This is a genomic window from Streptomyces sp. AF1A (assembly GCF_047340315.1).
In the GTDB taxonomy this organism is placed as follows: Bacteria; Actinomycetota; Actinomycetes; order Streptomycetales; family Streptomycetaceae; genus Streptomyces.
The window spans coordinates 1-15,632 of the sequence record NZ_JBLEBI010000163.1; the positions used below are offsets into that span (position 1 = coordinate 1).

14 protein-coding genes and 1 riboswitch are annotated in these 15,632 nt (G+C 72.5%); of the genes, 4 read left to right on the forward strand and 10 right to left on the reverse strand.

The annotated features are described in order from the left end of the window. The coding region (locus tag ACLU3S_RS29675; RefSeq protein WP_413955050.1) for a sensor histidine kinase at positions 1 to 1,346 on the reverse strand (1,346 nt) is incomplete at its 3' end. Between the two features lie 472 nt (positions 1,347 to 1,818). Continuing rightward, on the reverse strand, positions 1,819 to 2,985 hold the full coding sequence (locus ACLU3S_RS29680) for an MBL fold metallo-hydrolase (protein WP_413955051.1): 1,167 nt from the start codon (positions 2,983 to 2,985) through the stop codon (positions 1,819 to 1,821). Between the two features lie 232 nt (positions 2,986 to 3,217). Here ACLU3S_RS29680 and ACLU3S_RS29685 point away from each other — a divergent pair, with 232 nt between their 5' ends. Then, positions 3,218 to 4,396, forward strand: coding sequence for a Glu/Leu/Phe/Val dehydrogenase dimerization domain-containing protein (locus tag ACLU3S_RS29685; RefSeq protein WP_413955052.1), 1,179 nt, complete (start codon positions 3,218 to 3,220; stop codon positions 4,394 to 4,396). A gap of 180 nt (positions 4,397 to 4,576) precedes the next feature. After that, positions 4,577 to 5,197, forward strand: coding sequence for a TetR/AcrR family transcriptional regulator (locus ACLU3S_RS29690; protein ID WP_413955053.1), 621 nt, complete (start codon positions 4,577 to 4,579; stop codon positions 5,195 to 5,197). A gap of 181 nt (positions 5,198 to 5,378) precedes the next feature. On the opposite strand, the gene ACLU3S_RS29695 is transcribed toward ACLU3S_RS29690, so the two are convergent. The 3 genes from ACLU3S_RS29695 to ACLU3S_RS29705 form a co-directional block, all read right to left on the reverse strand. Further along, positions 5,379 to 6,164, reverse strand: coding sequence for an SGNH/GDSL hydrolase family protein (locus tag ACLU3S_RS29695; protein WP_413955063.1), 786 nt, complete (start codon positions 6,162 to 6,164; stop codon positions 5,379 to 5,381). Between the two features lie 291 nt (positions 6,165 to 6,455). Beyond that, the gene (locus ACLU3S_RS29700; RefSeq protein WP_413955054.1) at positions 6,456 to 7,382 is read right to left on the reverse strand and encodes a peptidoglycan DD-metalloendopeptidase family protein; all 927 of its coding nucleotides are present in this window, start codon (positions 7,380 to 7,382) and stop codon (positions 6,456 to 6,458) included. A gap of 4 nt (positions 7,383 to 7,386) precedes the next feature. Then, a riboswitch (cyclic di-AMP (ydaO/yuaA leader) is annotated at positions 7,387 to 7,543 on the reverse strand. Between the two features lie 307 nt (positions 7,544 to 7,850). Then, positions 7,851 to 9,923 carry an alpha-galactosidase gene (locus tag ACLU3S_RS29705; RefSeq protein ID WP_413955055.1) on the reverse strand — a complete coding sequence of 691 codons (2,073 nt, stop codon included), beginning with the start codon at positions 9,921 to 9,923 and terminating at the stop codon, positions 7,851 to 7,853. Positions 9,924 to 10,094: 171 nt separating this feature from the next. Between ACLU3S_RS29705 and ACLU3S_RS29710 the strand changes: the two genes are divergently transcribed. Further along, positions 10,095 to 10,892: a tyrosine-protein phosphatase gene (locus ACLU3S_RS29710; protein WP_413955056.1), complete on the forward strand. Its 798-nt coding sequence runs from the start codon at positions 10,095 to 10,097 to the stop codon at positions 10,890 to 10,892. 6 nt (positions 10,893 to 10,898) lie between these two features. Here the strand turns inward: ACLU3S_RS29710 and ACLU3S_RS29715 are convergent, their stop codons facing one another. Both ACLU3S_RS29715 and ACLU3S_RS29720 read right to left on the reverse strand, forming a co-directional pair. Further along, the gene (locus tag ACLU3S_RS29715) at positions 10,899 to 11,021 is read right to left on the reverse strand and encodes a DUF6126 family protein (RefSeq protein WP_413955057.1); all 123 of its coding nucleotides are present in this window, start codon (positions 11,019 to 11,021) and stop codon (positions 10,899 to 10,901) included. Then, the gene (locus ACLU3S_RS29720) at positions 11,018 to 11,641 is read right to left on the reverse strand and encodes a helix-turn-helix domain-containing protein (RefSeq protein WP_413955058.1); all 624 of its coding nucleotides are present in this window, start codon (positions 11,639 to 11,641) and stop codon (positions 11,018 to 11,020) included. Before ACLU3S_RS29720 ends, ACLU3S_RS29715 begins: the two co-directional genes overlap by 4 nt. Positions 11,642 to 11,777: 136 nt before the next feature. Here ACLU3S_RS29720 and ACLU3S_RS29725 point away from each other — a divergent pair, with 136 nt between their 5' ends. Continuing rightward, positions 11,778 to 12,077: a hypothetical protein gene (locus ACLU3S_RS29725; RefSeq protein WP_413955059.1), complete on the forward strand. Its 300-nt coding sequence runs from the start codon at positions 11,778 to 11,780 to the stop codon at positions 12,075 to 12,077. On the opposite strand, the gene ACLU3S_RS29730 is transcribed toward ACLU3S_RS29725, so the two are convergent. From ACLU3S_RS29730 to ACLU3S_RS29740, 3 genes are all read right to left on the reverse strand, one after another. Further along, entirely contained in the window at positions 12,078 to 13,463 is a 1,386-nt protein-coding gene (locus ACLU3S_RS29730) for an aspartate aminotransferase family protein (protein ID WP_413955060.1), read from the reverse strand. Beyond that, complete coding sequence (gene dxs, locus ACLU3S_RS29735; RefSeq protein WP_413955061.1) at positions 13,460 to 15,358, reverse strand: 1-deoxy-D-xylulose-5-phosphate synthase; 1,899 nt, start codon at positions 15,356 to 15,358, stop codon at positions 13,460 to 13,462. The genes ACLU3S_RS29730 and dxs overlap by 4 nt, the downstream gene beginning before the upstream one ends. Before the next feature lie 35 nt (positions 15,359 to 15,393). Next, the coding region (locus ACLU3S_RS29740) for a flavodoxin-dependent (E)-4-hydroxy-3-methylbut-2-enyl-diphosphate synthase (protein WP_413955062.1) at positions 15,394 to 15,632 on the reverse strand (239 nt) is incomplete at its 5' end.

Consider the following 15,632-nt stretch of genomic DNA (forward strand, 5'->3'; position numbering starts at 1 on the left):
GACGCCCCGCCCCGGGTCCGAACGGCGGCCGCGTGCCCCGGAGTTGGCCCCTGTGAGACACGGCCCGGTGCCTGCTGCACGGCACCCGTGTCCGCCGGGGTCCGCGCGTGCGGCACCGCGGCCGTCCCCGGGGCCCCGGGCGCCTCTCCCAACAACGCCTGAGGGACGACGAGTACGGCCTGCACACCGCCGTAGATGTTGGTCTGGAGCCGCACGCCGATGCCGTGCCGGCGGGCGAGCTGCGAGACGACGTAGAGGCCGATGCGCCCGTCGGCCAGCAGGCTCGCGACGTTGACCTGGTCGGGGTCGGCGAGCAGCGCGTTCATCCTGTGCTGCTCGCCGACCGGCATGCCGAGCCCGCGGTCCTCGACCTCGACGGCGAGACCGGAGGTGACGAGGTTGGCGCGCAGCAGCACCTGGGTCTGCGGGGCGGAGAACACCGTGGCGTTCTCGACGAGTTCGGCCAGCAGGTGGATGACGTCGGCGACGGCGTGGCCGCGCAGTTCCCCGTCGACGGGCGGGACGAGCTTGACCCGGGAGTACTGCTCGACCTCGGCGATGGCCGAGCGCAGCACCTCGGTCATGCTGACCGGGTTGCTCCACTGGCGCCGGGAGACGGCGCCGCCGAGCACGGCGAGGTTCTCGGCGTGCCGCCGGATGCGGGTGGCCAGGTGGTCCACGTGGAACAGGCCCTTGAGCAGGTCGGGGTCCTCGATCTCGTTCTCCAGGTCGTCGAGGATCGAGATCTCCCGGTGCACCAGGGACTGCAGCCGGCGCGCGAGGTTCACGAAGACCTCAAGCTTCTGCTCGCTGCCCGCCTGACTGGAGAGCTGGGCGGCGCGCACGACGGCGGTGACGGCGCCGTCGTGCGCGCGGGCCAGGTCGGCGGCGAGCAGTTCGAAGTCGTCGGCGTCCGCGGGCGGCCGGCGGCGGGGCGTGCGCTGCGGCGGGGTCTCCCCCTGGCGCAGCGCGTCGACGAGGGCGTGCAGGTCGGCCTCGCCGCGCGCGGCGGTGCGACGCAGGGCGTCGACGCGGTCGGAGACCGTGCGGGAGGCGCGGTCCGCGGCCACGGCCGCGATCAGGATGCCCGCGACGGCCACGGCGGCCGCTCCGCCGAGCACGGCCCACAGGACGGGTCCGGTGCGGGCGCCGGTGGAGCGGATGCTGAAGAGGACGGCCGCGGTGGCGCTCAGGGCGACCGCGAGCGGCGGCAGCACGGCGAGCCGCATGAGCTGGGGCCGTATGTGCGTCTCGGGCAGTGCGGGAGCGGGTCGGGCGACCGGTCGCCCGTGCCGGCCGCCCTCCCGGCGGTCGGCGCGGGTGGCCGGTGCTCGGAGCTGAGACATCTGCGTCCTCGTACTGGTCCGTCGGGCCTGGGTCGTCCTGCGGTGCGCGATGCGGGCATGCGTCGACGCGGCGTCGGCCGACGGCACCGGTGTTCGGCCACCCGCCGCCCGACGGCCACTCACAGTAGTCGCCTGCGCATCATGTGCGGTGGGCAGTTGACAAAGTCACCCGAGGAGCGTCCCGCTCTGGTATGAGGCCTCGTACGACAGACCGACAGCCCGGCCGGGCGCCCCTCGACCAGGTCGAAAGAGAACGATAAGACCTGCTCAAAAGCGGTCAGGAAGAGTGAGCGAGGCGCGGGGGACCACGCTGCCGTCCAACTCCCTGCACGCGCCCCGTTTACGACAGTTGTCGCCCCGTCATGCTCACGCACTCGCGCCGGACCGCCTCCGGCACCTCCGCCGGGCCCTCTCGAATGTCACGGAGGGTATGCGCTTTGGCCTTGAATGACGGGCGGGTGCCGGACCCGCCTCAGCGGCGCTTGGGCGGCTCCGCGACGAACGCGCCGACCGAGCGCCAGGTCCGGCGGAGGTCCCCCGCCACGCCTCGCCACCACGCCTCCGCCGGGAGCTTGCCCGCGGGCTCGAACGGCTCGCCCGGCCGGGGCAGGGCCACTGCCTGGCCGGCCTCCTCGGCCGCTTCCTTGGTCCACTCCCCCGGCTCGGCCCACGGGTGCGGGGCGAGGTTGAACGTGCCCCAGTGGATCGGCAGCAGCACGCCGTGGGGCGCCCCGCCCTGCAGGTCGAGGTGGGCGCGCAGGCCCTCGTCGGGGGTCATGTGGATGTCGGGCCAGAACTCGCTGTAGGCGCCGATCTGGATCATCGTCGCGTCGAACGGGCCGTGCGCGGCGCCGATGTCCGAGAAGCCGTCGAAGTAGCCGGTGTCACCGCTGTGGTAGATCCGGTGCTCCTCACCGGTGACCACCCAGGACGCCCAGAGCGTGTGCTGGGTGTTGCGCAGGCCGCGGCCGCAGAAGTGGCGGGCGGGCGTCGCGGCCAGCGTCAGGCCGCCGACCCGCGTCGACTCGTGCCAGTCCAGTTCGCGCAGCCGGTCCGCGCGGACGCCCCAGCGCTCGAGGTGGGCCCCGACGCCGAGCGGCACGGCGAAGAGGGTGTCCGTGCCCGCCAGCGCCTTGATGGTGGGCAGGTCCAGGTGGTCGTAGTGGTCGTGCGAGATGACGACGACGTCGACCGGGCCGAGCGCGGCGAGCGGCAGCGGCACCGGGTGCAGCCGCTTGGGCCCGGCGAAGGGGAACGGGGAGCAGCGCTCGCCCCAGACGGGGTCGAACAGCACCCGGTGGCCGTCGATCTCCGCGAGCACGCTGGAGTGGCCCATCCAGGTCAGCCGCAGCCCCGTGGCGGGCGGTCCGGCGAGGTCGGCGAAGGTCGTGGGGTGCACCGGGACGGTGCCCCTGGGGGCGCGCAGCGGGCGGGTGTCCTTGTCGAGGAACACCTTGGCGAGGTCCAGCGCGGAGCCGGAGGGCCGGGTGCGCGCGGGGCCTCCGGGGTTCTGGAACACACCGTCCTTGAAGTGGGGGGAGCGGCGGATGCGTGCCAGGCGCTCACCGCCGGGGTCCGCGCCGAAGGCCTCGGGGCGCGGCACGCGCAGCCCGGAGCTCGAGGAACGCAAACCGGTCACGGTACCTCCAGGTGAGTCGCTGAGTCCTCCATTATGGTCGGCACCTCCGACAACCCGTCCCCGGCAGGCCCCGCCGAGCCGTCGTCCGGCTCGGCGCGCGGGGCGGTCGCACGACTTCCGGATACTGACTCACGGTTCAGTAGACTCGGACCCCGGCCACCCGCACGTGCCGTCGGCGAGGCCCTCGGGGCCGGCCCGGCCCCCCTGTGATCAGCGTCCCCGAGGAGACCCCATGACCGAGCCCTTGATGTCGCTGGTCTGGACCGACCATGTCACCGAACGCCGGGGCTTCCTGGTGGTGGACCGGCTGGTGCGGGGCGTGGCCAGCGGCGGGTTGCGGATGCGCCCCGGCTGCACGCTGGAGGAAGTGGCGGGGCTCGCCCGCGGCATGACGATGAAGGAGGCCCTGCACTACGACCCCGCGGGCCGCTACGTCCCCCTCGGCGGCGCCAAGGGCGGCATCGACTGCGACCCGCAGGCCCCGGAGGCGTACGGGCTGCTCGTGCGCTATCTGCGCGCCATGCGGCCGTACATCGAGAGCTTCTGGACCACCGGCGAGGACCTGGGGCTCACCCAGGACCTGGTCGACCGGGCCGCGGCCGAGGCGGGCCTCGTCTCCTCCATCCAGGCGGTGTACCCGCTGCTGGACGACGAGGCGACGGCCCGCCGGCGGCTCGCGGACGCCTTCGCGGTGGACGTGGACGGCATCGGCCTCGACGAACTGGCCGGCGGCTGCGGCGTCGCCGAGTCGGTGCTCGCGGCGCTGGACCGGGCGGCGGTGCCGTACCGGGGCACCCGGGTCGCCGTGCAGGGCTTCGGCACGATGGGCGGGGCCACCGCGCGCTTCCTCACGCGGGCCGGACTCACGGTGGTCGCCGTCGCCGACATCAAGGGCACGATCGCGAACCCGGCGGGCCTCGACGTCGAGTCGCTGCTCGCCGCACGCGACGCCTACGGCACCGTCGACCGGTCGGCGCTGCGCCCCGGCGACCGCGAACTGCCCGGCGACGCCTGGCTGTCGGCGGACGCGGAGGTGCTGGTGCCGGCCGCCGTGTCGTACGCGATCGACGTCGAGGGCCAGGAAGCGATCGGCGCCCGCTGGATCGTCGAGGCCGCCAACATGCCCGTCCTGCCGAAGGCGGAGGCGCTGCTCGCGGCGCGCGGCGTGACGGTGCTGCCGGACGTGGTGGTCAACTCGGCGACGAACGCCTGGTGGTGGTGGACCCTGTTCGGCGACATCGGCGCCGACGCCGACGAGGCGTTCGCGCACATCCGGCGCTCGATGCGCGCCCTGATCGACCTGGTGCTCGACCGCGCGGAAGCCGACGGGACGACCCCGCGCGCGGCCGCCCACGCCCTGGTCACCGACCGGCTGCCGGTGATCGCGGAACGCTTCGGGTGGTACCGCTGACGGCACCGGCGTGCCTGCCGCGGCCGCACTGCATCCGCCCCTGACCTGTCGGCCGCGCGGCGCCGGTGCGGTGGGCGCCGCATGACCTGGTGTGCCGGCCGGTCGCGTCGCGGGCTCAGGCGTCGGCGGGGGCGAACCGCGCCCCTCGGCGCCGCCGTTGGGACCCGTTAGGGTGACCGCGTGGCGAGAGTGCGGTTGAGCGTGGCGGAGCGGCGGGAAGAGCTGCTGCGGGCCGCCATCGAGCAGATCGAGGCGCGGGGCGTGGCGGCGGTCAGGATCGCCGACGTGGCCGCGGCACTCGGGGTGAGCAACGCGCTGGTGCTGTACCACTTCTCGACGAAGGAGAAGCTGGTGGCCGCCGCGTTCACCTACGCGGCCCAGGACGATCTCGCCCACCTGCGCGGGCTGCTGGGGCGGCGGACCTCCGCGCTGCGCCGGCTGCGGGCCGCCGTGCGCTGGTACGCGCCGACCGGTCAGGCCAAGGGCTGGCGGCTGTGGATCGAGGGCTGGGCGGTGGCGCTGCGCGAGCCCGCGCTGCGGGAGGTCACCCGGGACCTGGACCGGCAGTGGAAGGCCGCGATCGCCGAGGTCATCGCCGAGGGTGTGGCGGCGGGCGAGTTCGCGTGCGCCGACCCGGCGGGCTCCGCGCTGCGACTGACCGCGCTGCTGGACGGCCTCGCCGTGCAGCTGACCTCGTATCCGGGGGCAGTGCCGCGGGCCCGGGCCCGGGAGTGGGTGGACGAGGCGCTCGCCCGGGAAATCGGCGTGGACCGCAAGGCCCTGACCGGACGAGAGCGGTGAGACGAGCGTGCCCCCGCGCGGTGCGGGAGCACGCTCGGCGGGGCTGGATCAGGCCACGAAGGCGATGCACGCCCTGCCCGTCCGGCCGTGGACCACAAGACCCCGGCCGGACGAAACCCGTAAGACCCGCGCGCCCCCGCACCACGCGACGCGGCACGGACGCACACTCGCCGGGACCGCATCAGGCCACGGAAGCGATGCGCGTCCTGATGTCGTCCGGGGACAGGGTGCCCTTCGCGGTGACGTGGTCGCCCGAGGACTCGCCGCGCAGCCGGCGGCCGATCCAGGGGACGAGGTGCTCGCGGGCCCAGTGGACGTCGTCCAGGCGGACCTCCAGAGTGCCCCTGGGCGGCAGCGGAGGCCACGCCTGCTCGGGGTCGGCCGGCACGTCGAGGCCGAGGGCCTGGCCGGCCCGCAGCGCCACGCGCGTGTGCCCCTCGGGCGAGAGGTGCAGCCGGTCGCTGTCCCAGGCCCTGCGGTCCTGCACGGACTTGAGCGACCACAGGTCGAGCACGGGGCAGCCGTACCGGTCGGCGATGGCGCGCACGTGCCCGTTGTAGGTGGCGATCTTGCCGCGCAGATGCTTGAGCAGGGGGACGCCGCGGGTGTCGAAGCCGGTGGTCACCAGGACCGTGCCGGCGGCCCCGGTCAGCCGGGCCACGGCCCGCTCGAAGCGCTCGGCGACCTCGTCGGGGTCGGTACCGGGGCGGATGATGTCGTTGCCGCCGGCGCAGAAGGAGACCAGGTCCGGTGCGAGTTCGACGGCCTGCGGCACCTGGTCGGCCACGATCTGGTCCAGCAGCTTTCCGCGCACGGCGAGATTGGTGTACTGGAAGTCGCCCTCGGGCCGCCGGTCGGCGAGCAGGACCGCGAGCCGGTCGGCCCAGCCCACGAAGGCGCCGTCGGGGCCGGGGTCGCCGACCCCCTCGGTGAAGCTGTCCCCCACCGCCACGTACGACCCGATCACTGATCTGTTGTCATTCTTCGAATCGTCTGCCACGTCGGACCATGATTCACCTTCGGGTGTGACCTACGCGACCGTAGGCAGGGGTTGACGACCGGTGAGAAGAACCACTCCCGTTGGGCCCGCGTTCCAGGAATACGGCCACCGCCAGGGCTGTTGACGGCCGGTCGGCCGGGCCGTGCACAGAGGGCCGGCACACCGGTCCGCCACGCACACCGAAGGCCGGCCCCGGGGATCGGGGTCCGGCCTTCGGTGTGCGTGTCAGGAAGGTGGTTCGGGGCGGCCGGCGGCCCGTCAGCCGACGGTGACGCCGTGTTCGCGGAGGTAGGCGACCGGGTCGATGTCCGAGCCGTAGTCCGGCGTGGTGCGGATCTCGAAGTGCAGGTGCGGGCCGGTGACGTTGCCGGTGGCGCCGGACAGGCCGATCTGCTGCCCCTCGGTCACGGTCTGGCCGGCCGAGACGGAGAGCTGGGAGAGGTGGCCGTACTGGGCGTAGTGGCCGTCGTTCAGCCTGATGACGACCTGGTTGCCGTAGGCGCCGCCCCAGCCCGCGGTGACGACGGTGCCCGCGGCGACGGCCTTGACCGGGGTGCCGGTCGGGACGACGAAGTCGACGCCCGTGTGGTGGCCGCTGGACCAGTGGATGCCGGCCACGCCGTAGCCGGTGCCGATGGTGGCGCCGGTCACCGGGAGGGTGTAGCCGGTGGAGGTGGCGTGCGTGTCGGCGGCGCCGGCGGACGGGGCCGACGGCGTCGCGTGGGTGCCGGAGTCCTGCGAGGCGCCCGAGCGGGACTGCGAGCTCTCCGAGGAGGGCTCCGGGGCGGCGGGCGCGGTGCGGGCCGGGGCGGCCTGACCGTCGAGGGTGAGCTTCAGGCCCGGGTGGACCAGCGACGGGTCGTCGCCGACGGCCTGCCGGTTGTCCTCGTAGAGCCGCTGCCAGCCGCCGCGGACGTGCTGCTCGTAGGCGATCGTCGAAAGGCAGTCGCCGGACTTCACCGTGTAGGTGCGCAGGGTCGAATGCGCCTGGGCGACCGGCTTCTTCACGGCGACCGCAAGGGACTGGACGGCCTTTCCGGAAACCGGCTGGGCGGGGGTGGCCGCGTGCGCCCCGGTGGCCCCTATGAGCGGGAGGGCCAGCGCGGCGCCGCCGGTTCCGGCGGCGGCAATGGAGCGGGAAAAACGCGGGGTCTTGGGACGTCGGTGCTTTCCCTTGGCGGGCATGGCGCATTCCTCTCCGACGCCTGCGAGGTCAGCTGTCGGGTTCGGACTGGAGATGTCCGGCCGCGCGGTGCGCGGCTTCACCCCGAGCCTGTCGCGGAGACCGGACAGGCAGTGGTACCTGGTGGGTCCCCCGCTCCTGCCGAACACGGGTCAAGTGTGTGGGGCTCCGGGCGGCGGCAGGATTCGGCGTTCCGTCCGGATTCGGGCCGAACGTAAGGGAGCGGGAGGCGCTGAAACAAGCACCCGGTTCACGGCGTTCCCGGCATGGAGATCCAAAGGCGGGAATTCACCGTCACACTCCGTGAATTCCCGCCCGTTCACTCAGCGAATTCCCTTTTCCCGCACCGGAATTACGTGGACATGACGCGCGACGCACGGTCACGGATATGACCTTTCTCACGCCCCATCCCGCCATGCTCCCTTATTACGCACTGAGTTGGAATTAAGCCGTCAATTCGGACAGGCGGCTCAGATGCGGCGCAGCCGGACGACCGTCGCATCCAGGTCGCCCTTGAGCCCGGTGCGCAGCCCGTGGTGCAGCAGAACCGCACCCCGGTGCACTTCGCCTGTTTCGCGGCATTCGTACGACGCCGTCGGGTCGAGGCCGCGCAGCCGCACCGCCGGCGCGGGCTCGCCGTAGCTCTGCGCCTGGAGCCAGGCGAGGACCACGGCCTCGTCGCCCAGGAGGTACTGGACGGCGCTCAGGCCGCCCGTCGGGGGCAGCAGCCGGTACTGGTCGCCGCGCTGGACGACCGGACGGATCTCCTTGTACAGCTCCACCCACCGCCGGGCCTCGGCCAGTTCCCCCTCGCTCCACTCGGTGAGGTCGCCGCCGACGCCGAGGACGCCCGACATGGCGCTGACGAAGCGGAACCGCAGCGAGCTGACCCTGCCGTTGAGCTGAACGTTCGGGCTGTCGGTGACCCAGGCGGCCATGACCCGGGCCGGGTGGATCTGGCTGAAGCCGTGCTGGATGGCGAGCCGGTCCAGCGGGTCGGTGTTGTCGGAGGTCCACACCTGGTCGGTGCGGCTCATCACACCCAGGTCGATCCGGCCGCCGCCGCCCGAGCAGGACTCGAAGGCCACCCCGGGATGGGCGGCCCGCAGCCGGTCCAGCAGGGCGTACAGGGCGCGGACGTGGTCCACCCAGAGCCGCTGCGGGTACGGCTCCCCGGGCCAGCCGGCGTCGCTGAAGCAGCGGTTGAAGTCCCACTTCACGTAGTCGATCGGGGCGCTGGAGAGCAGCGCGTCCAGCTGCTCCCACAGGTACTCCTGGACGTCCTCACGGGCGAGGTTCAGCACCAGCTGATGGCGGAACTCCGTCCGGTCGCGTCCTGTCCGGTACTGCACCCAGTCGGGGTGGGCGCGGTACAGCTCGCTGTCCTGGTTGACCATCTCGGGTTCGACCCAGATGCCGAACTGCATGCCGAGGTCGTGCACCTGGTCGGCGAGGGGCTTCAGGCCGTGCGGGAAGCGGTCGGGGTTCGGGGTCCAGTCGCCGAGGCCGGCGCGGTCGCTGGTGCGGGCGCCGAACCAGCCGTCGTCGACCACGAACAGTTCGACGCCGATCGCGGCGGCCCGGCGCGCCAGGGCGGTCTGCTGCTCCTCGGAGATGTCGAAGTTCGTCGCCTCCCAGGAGTTGAAGAGCACCGGACGGTCCCGCTCGGCGTCCGGGACGACGTGGGCGCGCTGGTAGGCGTGCCAGGTGCGGCTGGCGCCGCCGAAGCCGTCCCCGCTCCACAGACCGGCGAAGACCGGCGTGGTGTACGACTCCCCGGGCTGAAGGAGCAGCAGGCCCGAGTCGTCGTGGCCGGCGCCGCCCGTGATCTGCACGCGGGCGTCCGGGAGCTGGGCGACCGAGATGCGCCAGGAGCCGGACCAGCCGAGCGCGCAGCCGTACACCTCGCCGTGCTCCTCGGTGGCGTCGGTGTCGAGGGCCACCCAGGGCAGGTGCTGGTGGCCGGTGTGCCCGCGGCGGCTGCCGATCACCTTCTCGCCGTAGGTGAGCGGCGCCCGGGTGAGCCGGGACTCGGCGGCCCAGCGGCCGTGCAGCTGGGACAGTCGCCAGCCCTCGCGGTCGGGCAGGGTCCAGGTGGCCGCGTCGGCGCGCAGCAGCTCCACGGGCACGTGCCCGCCGTTCTCCACGGTCACCCGGCGCTCGACGACGTCGCCGCGCATCCGGTACTGCAGGGTGATCGCGAGCCCGTCGTCGTCGAACCGCAGCCGCAGCTCCCCGTCCTCGGTGTCCTGCGACACGAAGCGCCACTGCGTGCCGCGCCGCTCCCGCGTGCGCACGGACAGGGCGGGGCGCACGAAGCGCGGGCCGCCCTCGACCGGGTACTCCTCGCGACCGTCGAGGGGGGACTCGAACGGCCAGTAGCCGGGCAGCGGGGCCACCGCCAGGGCCTCGGCGTCCGCGAGCGCGATCCGCGGGCCCCAATGGAGGTGCAGCAGCTCGTCCGCGTCGGTGAGATGCAGGGCGTAACTGCTGGCCGGCCCCGACAGGAGCCACGTACGACCGTCTTCGGCTATGTCCACCATCGAGACCTCACAGGTAACAACAGATCCGCTCAAGTGCGAACATCATCAGGCCCTGTGGCCCCAGGTGACAATGCCTGTGGACAACTCATTGCCCGTGGAAATCAATGTCGTATCGTCGACGCAGCGCCCGCCGACGAGCCGCGACGGCGGGGCCGACCGGGAGGAGCCCCCGTGACGCAGCAGGTCCCGTCGACCGAGCCGGAGCTGGCCGGAGTGCGCAATTTCCGTGATGTGGGCGGGCTGCCGACCGTGGACGGCCGGCGCGTGCGGCACGGCGTGCTGTTCCGCAGCGGGCATCTGGCGCACGCGACCGAGGAGGACGCGGCCTTCCTCGCCTCCCTGGGCCTGCACACGATCTTCGACTTCCGCAACGCGGCCGACCACAGGCTCGAGGGCCCGGACGTCGAACTGCCCGGGGTGCGCAATGTGAACCTGCCGCTGAGCGACCCGGCCGACGGCGCGGAGTTCTGGAAGATGGTCCGCGACGGCGACGTCGACCAGCTGCGCGCGATCCTCGACGACGGCCAGGGGGCGGCCCGGATGGTCACCTCGTACCGCAAGATCGTCAAGGAGCGCACCGCCGAGCACTCCCGGGTGCTGCACGCGCTCGCCGAGGACAGCGTGCCCGCGCTGATGCACTGCGCGGCCGGCAAGGACCGCGCGGGCATCTCGATAGCGGTCACGCTGCTCGCCGTGGGTGTGGAGCGCGACGCGATCGTCGCCGACTACCTGGAGTCCAACGCCAAGCACCGCCGCTACAAGGTCCACCGCAACGGCAGCCCGGCGACGGCGTACACCCCCGAGGTGATGGAGCTGCTCAGCCCGCTCTTCGACGCTCGCGCCGAGTATCTGGCGGCGGCCTTCGGGAGCATCGAGGAGACCTGGGGCGGCGTGGACACCTACCTGGAGCAGGGGCTCCGGCTCACCCCGCAGACCCGGGAGCGGCTGCGGGCGCGCCTGCTGGACTGAGCGGGGTCAGCCCTTGCCGCCGATCGCGAAGAGCAGGTAGAGGAAGGCGGCCAGGAGATGGCCGACGGCGATGTAGATGATCAGCCGGATCCACAGGGATCGCGGGAACTTGGTCTCGAAGTCACTCATGGCAGCTCTCCGGTCAGGGGTCCCAGGCACAGCGCGGCCATGGGGCTCTGCAGCAGGGTGTGGACGAACAGCAGCTCGACGCCGCCCCGGTCCTCGGCGACGAGGCGGTGCGGGGTGAGCGAGTCGAAGTGCGCGCTGTCGCCGGGCGCGAGCAGGTGCGCGGTGTCGCCGAGGCGCAGGCGCAGCCGCCCCGTCAGGACGTACAGCCACTCCTCGCCCGGATGGACGCGCACGATGTCGCCCTGCGAGCCGTACGGCACGCGCACGCGCAGGGCCTGCATGCCGCGGCCGGGCGCACCGGCCTGGAAGTAGGTCCAGCCGCCCGCTCGGGTCGGCTCCATGTCGGCGGACCGCACGATCGCGTTGCGGTCGGCGACCGTCTCGCCGAGCAGCTCGGAGACGGTCGTACCGTAGATCCGGGCGAGCGAGAGCAGCAGCGGCAGCGAGGGTTGCCGCTGCCCGGTCTCCAGGCGCGACAGATGCGCCGGTGAGAGGCCGGCGGCTCGTGCCGCGGCCTCCAGTGTGAGGCCGGCCCCCCGGCGCTGGGCGCGCAGTTGCGGCGCGACGACGGGCAGGTCGTCGCCCTCGCCCGCCGCGGGCGCGGCGTCTGAGGCGTTCATGCCTCCATTCAGCCCGAACATTGCCCTGGAGGCAAATTTCTTGCCTCACAGGCAAAAGCGGTGGGCACCCCGGATCACCCCCGGCTTGCTAGGCTGCCCCTAGGAATTGAACGCGTTCAAAACCAGGGGGACCCGCATGCCCGCAAGCGCTCCGGCCGACTGCCACGACACACCCGCCGCCGCCCTCGGCGCCGTCTCACTGTTCCTGGGGCTGACGGCGGCGACGGGTTTCGTGCCGCGGCTGACGCTGCTCATGGTTCCCCTGATGGTCCTCGGCGGCGGCCTCGCCGTCGCCTTCGGCCTCATGGGCGTCCACTACGCGGGCCGCGGCATCGGCAGGCGGTGGATCGCCGTCACGGGGACCGTCCTGGGCGTGCTCACGCTGGCGTACGCGCTCGTCGTCGTCCACGCGCTCCTCCCCGTGCTCGGCGTCTGATCAGCGATTGGCCACCGCCTGCTTGATCAGTGTCTTGCCGAAGTCCCACATCAGGCCGCCGCCGCTGTGGGCGTCGTCCATGACCGCCGTGAAGGCGTCCACGAACCGGTCCACGTCGGCCTCGTCGATGACGAGCGGCGGGATGAGTTTGATCACCTCCAGATGGTCTCCGGAGACCTGGGTGAGGATCCGGTGCCGCTGCAGCAGCGGCACGACGACCATCTGGGCGAACAGCCCCTTGCGCGCGGCCTGCAGCATGGTCCACCGGCTGCGCAGCTTCAGCGAGGACGGCCGGCCGAACTCGATGCCGATCATCAGGCCCCGGCCGCGGACGTCCGCGAGCAGTTCGTACGTGTCGATCAGCGCGGTCAGCCGGGACTTGAGCAGCTCGCCGGTGGCGCGCACGCCGGCGACGATCTGCTCGTTCTCCATGACCGACAGCACGGCGAGCCCGCACGCCATCGCCTGGGCGTTGGAGCCGAAGCTCGCCGAGTGGACCAGCACCCGGTCCATGGAGGAGTAGACCTTCTTGAAGATCCAGTCACGGCCCAGGGTGGCGCCGACGGGGACGTAGCCGCCGGAGAGCGCCTTGGCGACGCACACCAGGTCGGGTTCGACGCCGTCCTCGTGCTGGTAGGCGTAGAAGTCGCCGGTGCGGCCGAGGCCGGTCTGCACCTCGTCGGCGATGAGCAGCGCCTTGTGCTTGTGCAGCAGCTCCTGCGCGGCCCGCAGATAGCCGGGCGGGGCCTCGTGCACGCCCTTGCCCTGGATCGGCTCGACGATCAGGGCGGCCACGTCGCCCTTCTTCAGCTCCCGGGCCAGGGCGTCGAGGTCGCCGAGGGGCACGGCGGTGTCGGGCAGCAGCGGGGCGAAGCCCTCGCGGAAGCCGCTCTCGCCGTTCACCGACAGCGAGCCGGTGGTCAGGCCGTGGAAGGCGTGCTCGCAGTACAGGACGCGGGGCCTGCCGGTGGCGTACCGGGCGAACTTCAGGGCGGTCTCGACCGCTTCGGTGCCGCTGTTGCCGAAGAACACCCGGTCCAGGTGCGGGCTGTGGGTCAGCAGCCGCTGCGCGAGCAGGCCGGGCAGCGGCTGGCAGTCGAAGCGGGTGAGGTCGGCGAGGTCCAGGTCCAGGACGTCGTGCAGCGCCTTGCGGACCACCGGGTGGTGGCGGCCGAGGCCCATCACCCCGAACCCGGCGAGCATGTCCAGGTAGTCGTTGCCCTCCGCGTCGAAGAAGTGGGCGCCCTCACCACGCTCGTAGACCTTGTCGAAGCCGATGGTGCGCAGCATGCGCGGGAGCTGCGGGTTCAGGTACTTCGTGTGCAGCTCGTAGCGCTCGGCTCCGCGCTCGGCGAGCAGGGCGCCGAGGTCGAACTCGGTGGTCATTCACTCTCCTTGACTGTACCGTCCGCGTCCCCGGCGGCCAGGCTCGCGCTGATCCGCCCGGCGATCTCGACGGGCGTGAGGCCGATGTCGGCCAGCACCTCGCTGCGCTTGGCGTGCGCGAGGAACTGCTCCGGGATGCCGAAGCGCCGTACCGGCACGTCCACGTCGGCGTCGCCCAGCGTCAGCGCCACGGCCGAACCCACCCCGGCGGCACGGCTGTTGTCCTCCACGACGGCCACCAGGCGGTGCTCGGCGGCGAGGCCGGGCAGGGCGGGGTCGACCGGCTTGACCCAGCGGGGGTCCACCACCGTGCACCCGATGCCGCGCGCCGCCAGCAGCTCCGCGGCCTGCAGGCACACCGGCGCCATCACGCCCACGGCGACCAGCAGGACCTCGGGACGCTCGGCCCGGAACAGCACGTCCATGCCGCCCACGTGGTCGACGGCGGGAATGCGCGGGCCGACGGACTCCTTCGGGAAGCGGATCATCGTGGGCGCGTCGTCCACCGCGACGGCCTCGCGCAGCTGGGCGCGCAGCTGGTCGGCGTCGCGCGGGGCGGCGATCCTGAGCCCGGGGACGACCTGGAGCACGGACATGTCCCACATGCCGTTGTGCGACGGCCCGTCGACGCCGGTGACGCCGGCCCGGTCCAGCACGAAGGTGACCCCGCAGCGATGCAGGGCGACGTCCATCAGCAGCTGGTCGAAGGCGCGGTTGAGGAACGTGGCGTACACGGCGACGACCGGGTGCAGTCCGCCGGTGGCGAGGCCGGCCGCGGAGACGGCCGCGTGCTGTTCGGCGATGCCCACGTCCCACACCCGGTCGGGAAAGCGCTCGGCGAACGCGCCGAGGCCGACCGGGTGCAGCATGGCCGCCGTGATGGCGACGACGTCCTCGCGCTCCTCGCCGATCCGCACGATCTCGTCGCCGAACACCGAGGTCCAGGACGGCCCCTTGGACGGCGCGAGCGGCTCGCAGGTCAGCGGGTCCATCGCGCCGACGGCGTGGAAGTGGTCCTCCTCGTGGGCGAGGGCGGGCTCGTAGCCGCGGCCCTTCTCGGTGAGGCAGTGGACCAGGACCGGGCCGTGGAAGCGCTTCGCGCGGCGCAGCGCCGACTCCACGGCGCCGATGTCGTGGCCGTCGATCGGGCCGACGTACTTCAGGCCCAGGTCCTCGAACATGCCCTGCGGGGCGAAGGCGTCCTTGAAGCCCTTCTTCGCGCCGTGCAGCGACTCGTAGAGCGTGCCGCCGACCACGGGCGTCTTCAGGAGCACCTCCTTGCCCCAGGCCAGCACCCTCTCGTAGCCGTCGGTCGTGCGCAGGGTCGCCAGGTGGTTGGCGAGGCCGCCGATGGTGGGGGCGTAGGAGCGCTCGTTGTCGTTGACGACGATGATCAGCGGGCGGTCCTTGGCGGCCGCGATGTTGTTCAGTGCCTCCCAGGCCATGCCGCCGGTCAGGGCACCGTCGCCGATGACCGCGACCACGTGGCCCTTCTCCCCCAGCACCTGGTTGGCCTTGGCGAGGCCGTCCGCCCAGCCCAGGGCGGTGGAGGCGTGGCTGTTCTCGATGACGTCGTGCTCGGACTCCTCCCGGGAGGGATACCCGGACAGGCCCCCCTTGCCCCGCAGCTTGGAGAAGTCCTGACGTCCAGTCAGAAGCTTGTGCACATAGCTCTGGTGGCCGGTGTCCCACAGAATGCGGTCGACCGGCGACTCGAAGACCCGGTGGAGCGCGATGGAGAGTTCCACCACCCCCAGATTGGGCCCGAGATGACCGCCGGTCCTCGACACCGCATGGATCAGGAACTCGCGTATCTCCTCGGACAGTTCCCCGAGTTCCGCCTCGGACAGCGCCTTCAGGTCGCGTGGTTGCCGGATCGTCTCCAGAATCGTCACGCTGGGCCCCCTCTCGGTCCGTGCCTTGCCTGGACTCACTTCATCTGCTCGGCGAGCTTCTGGGCCTCCTCGATGAGGGTCTCCACGATCTTCGACTCGGGCACGGTCCTGACGACCTCGCCCTTGACGAAGATCTGACCCTTTCCGTTGCCTGAGGCAACTCCGAGGTCGGCCTCACGGGCCTCCCCAGGACCGTTGACCACACACCCCATCACCGCCACGCGCAGCGGCACCTCCATGCCGTCCAGACCCGCGGTGACCGCGTCGGCGAGCC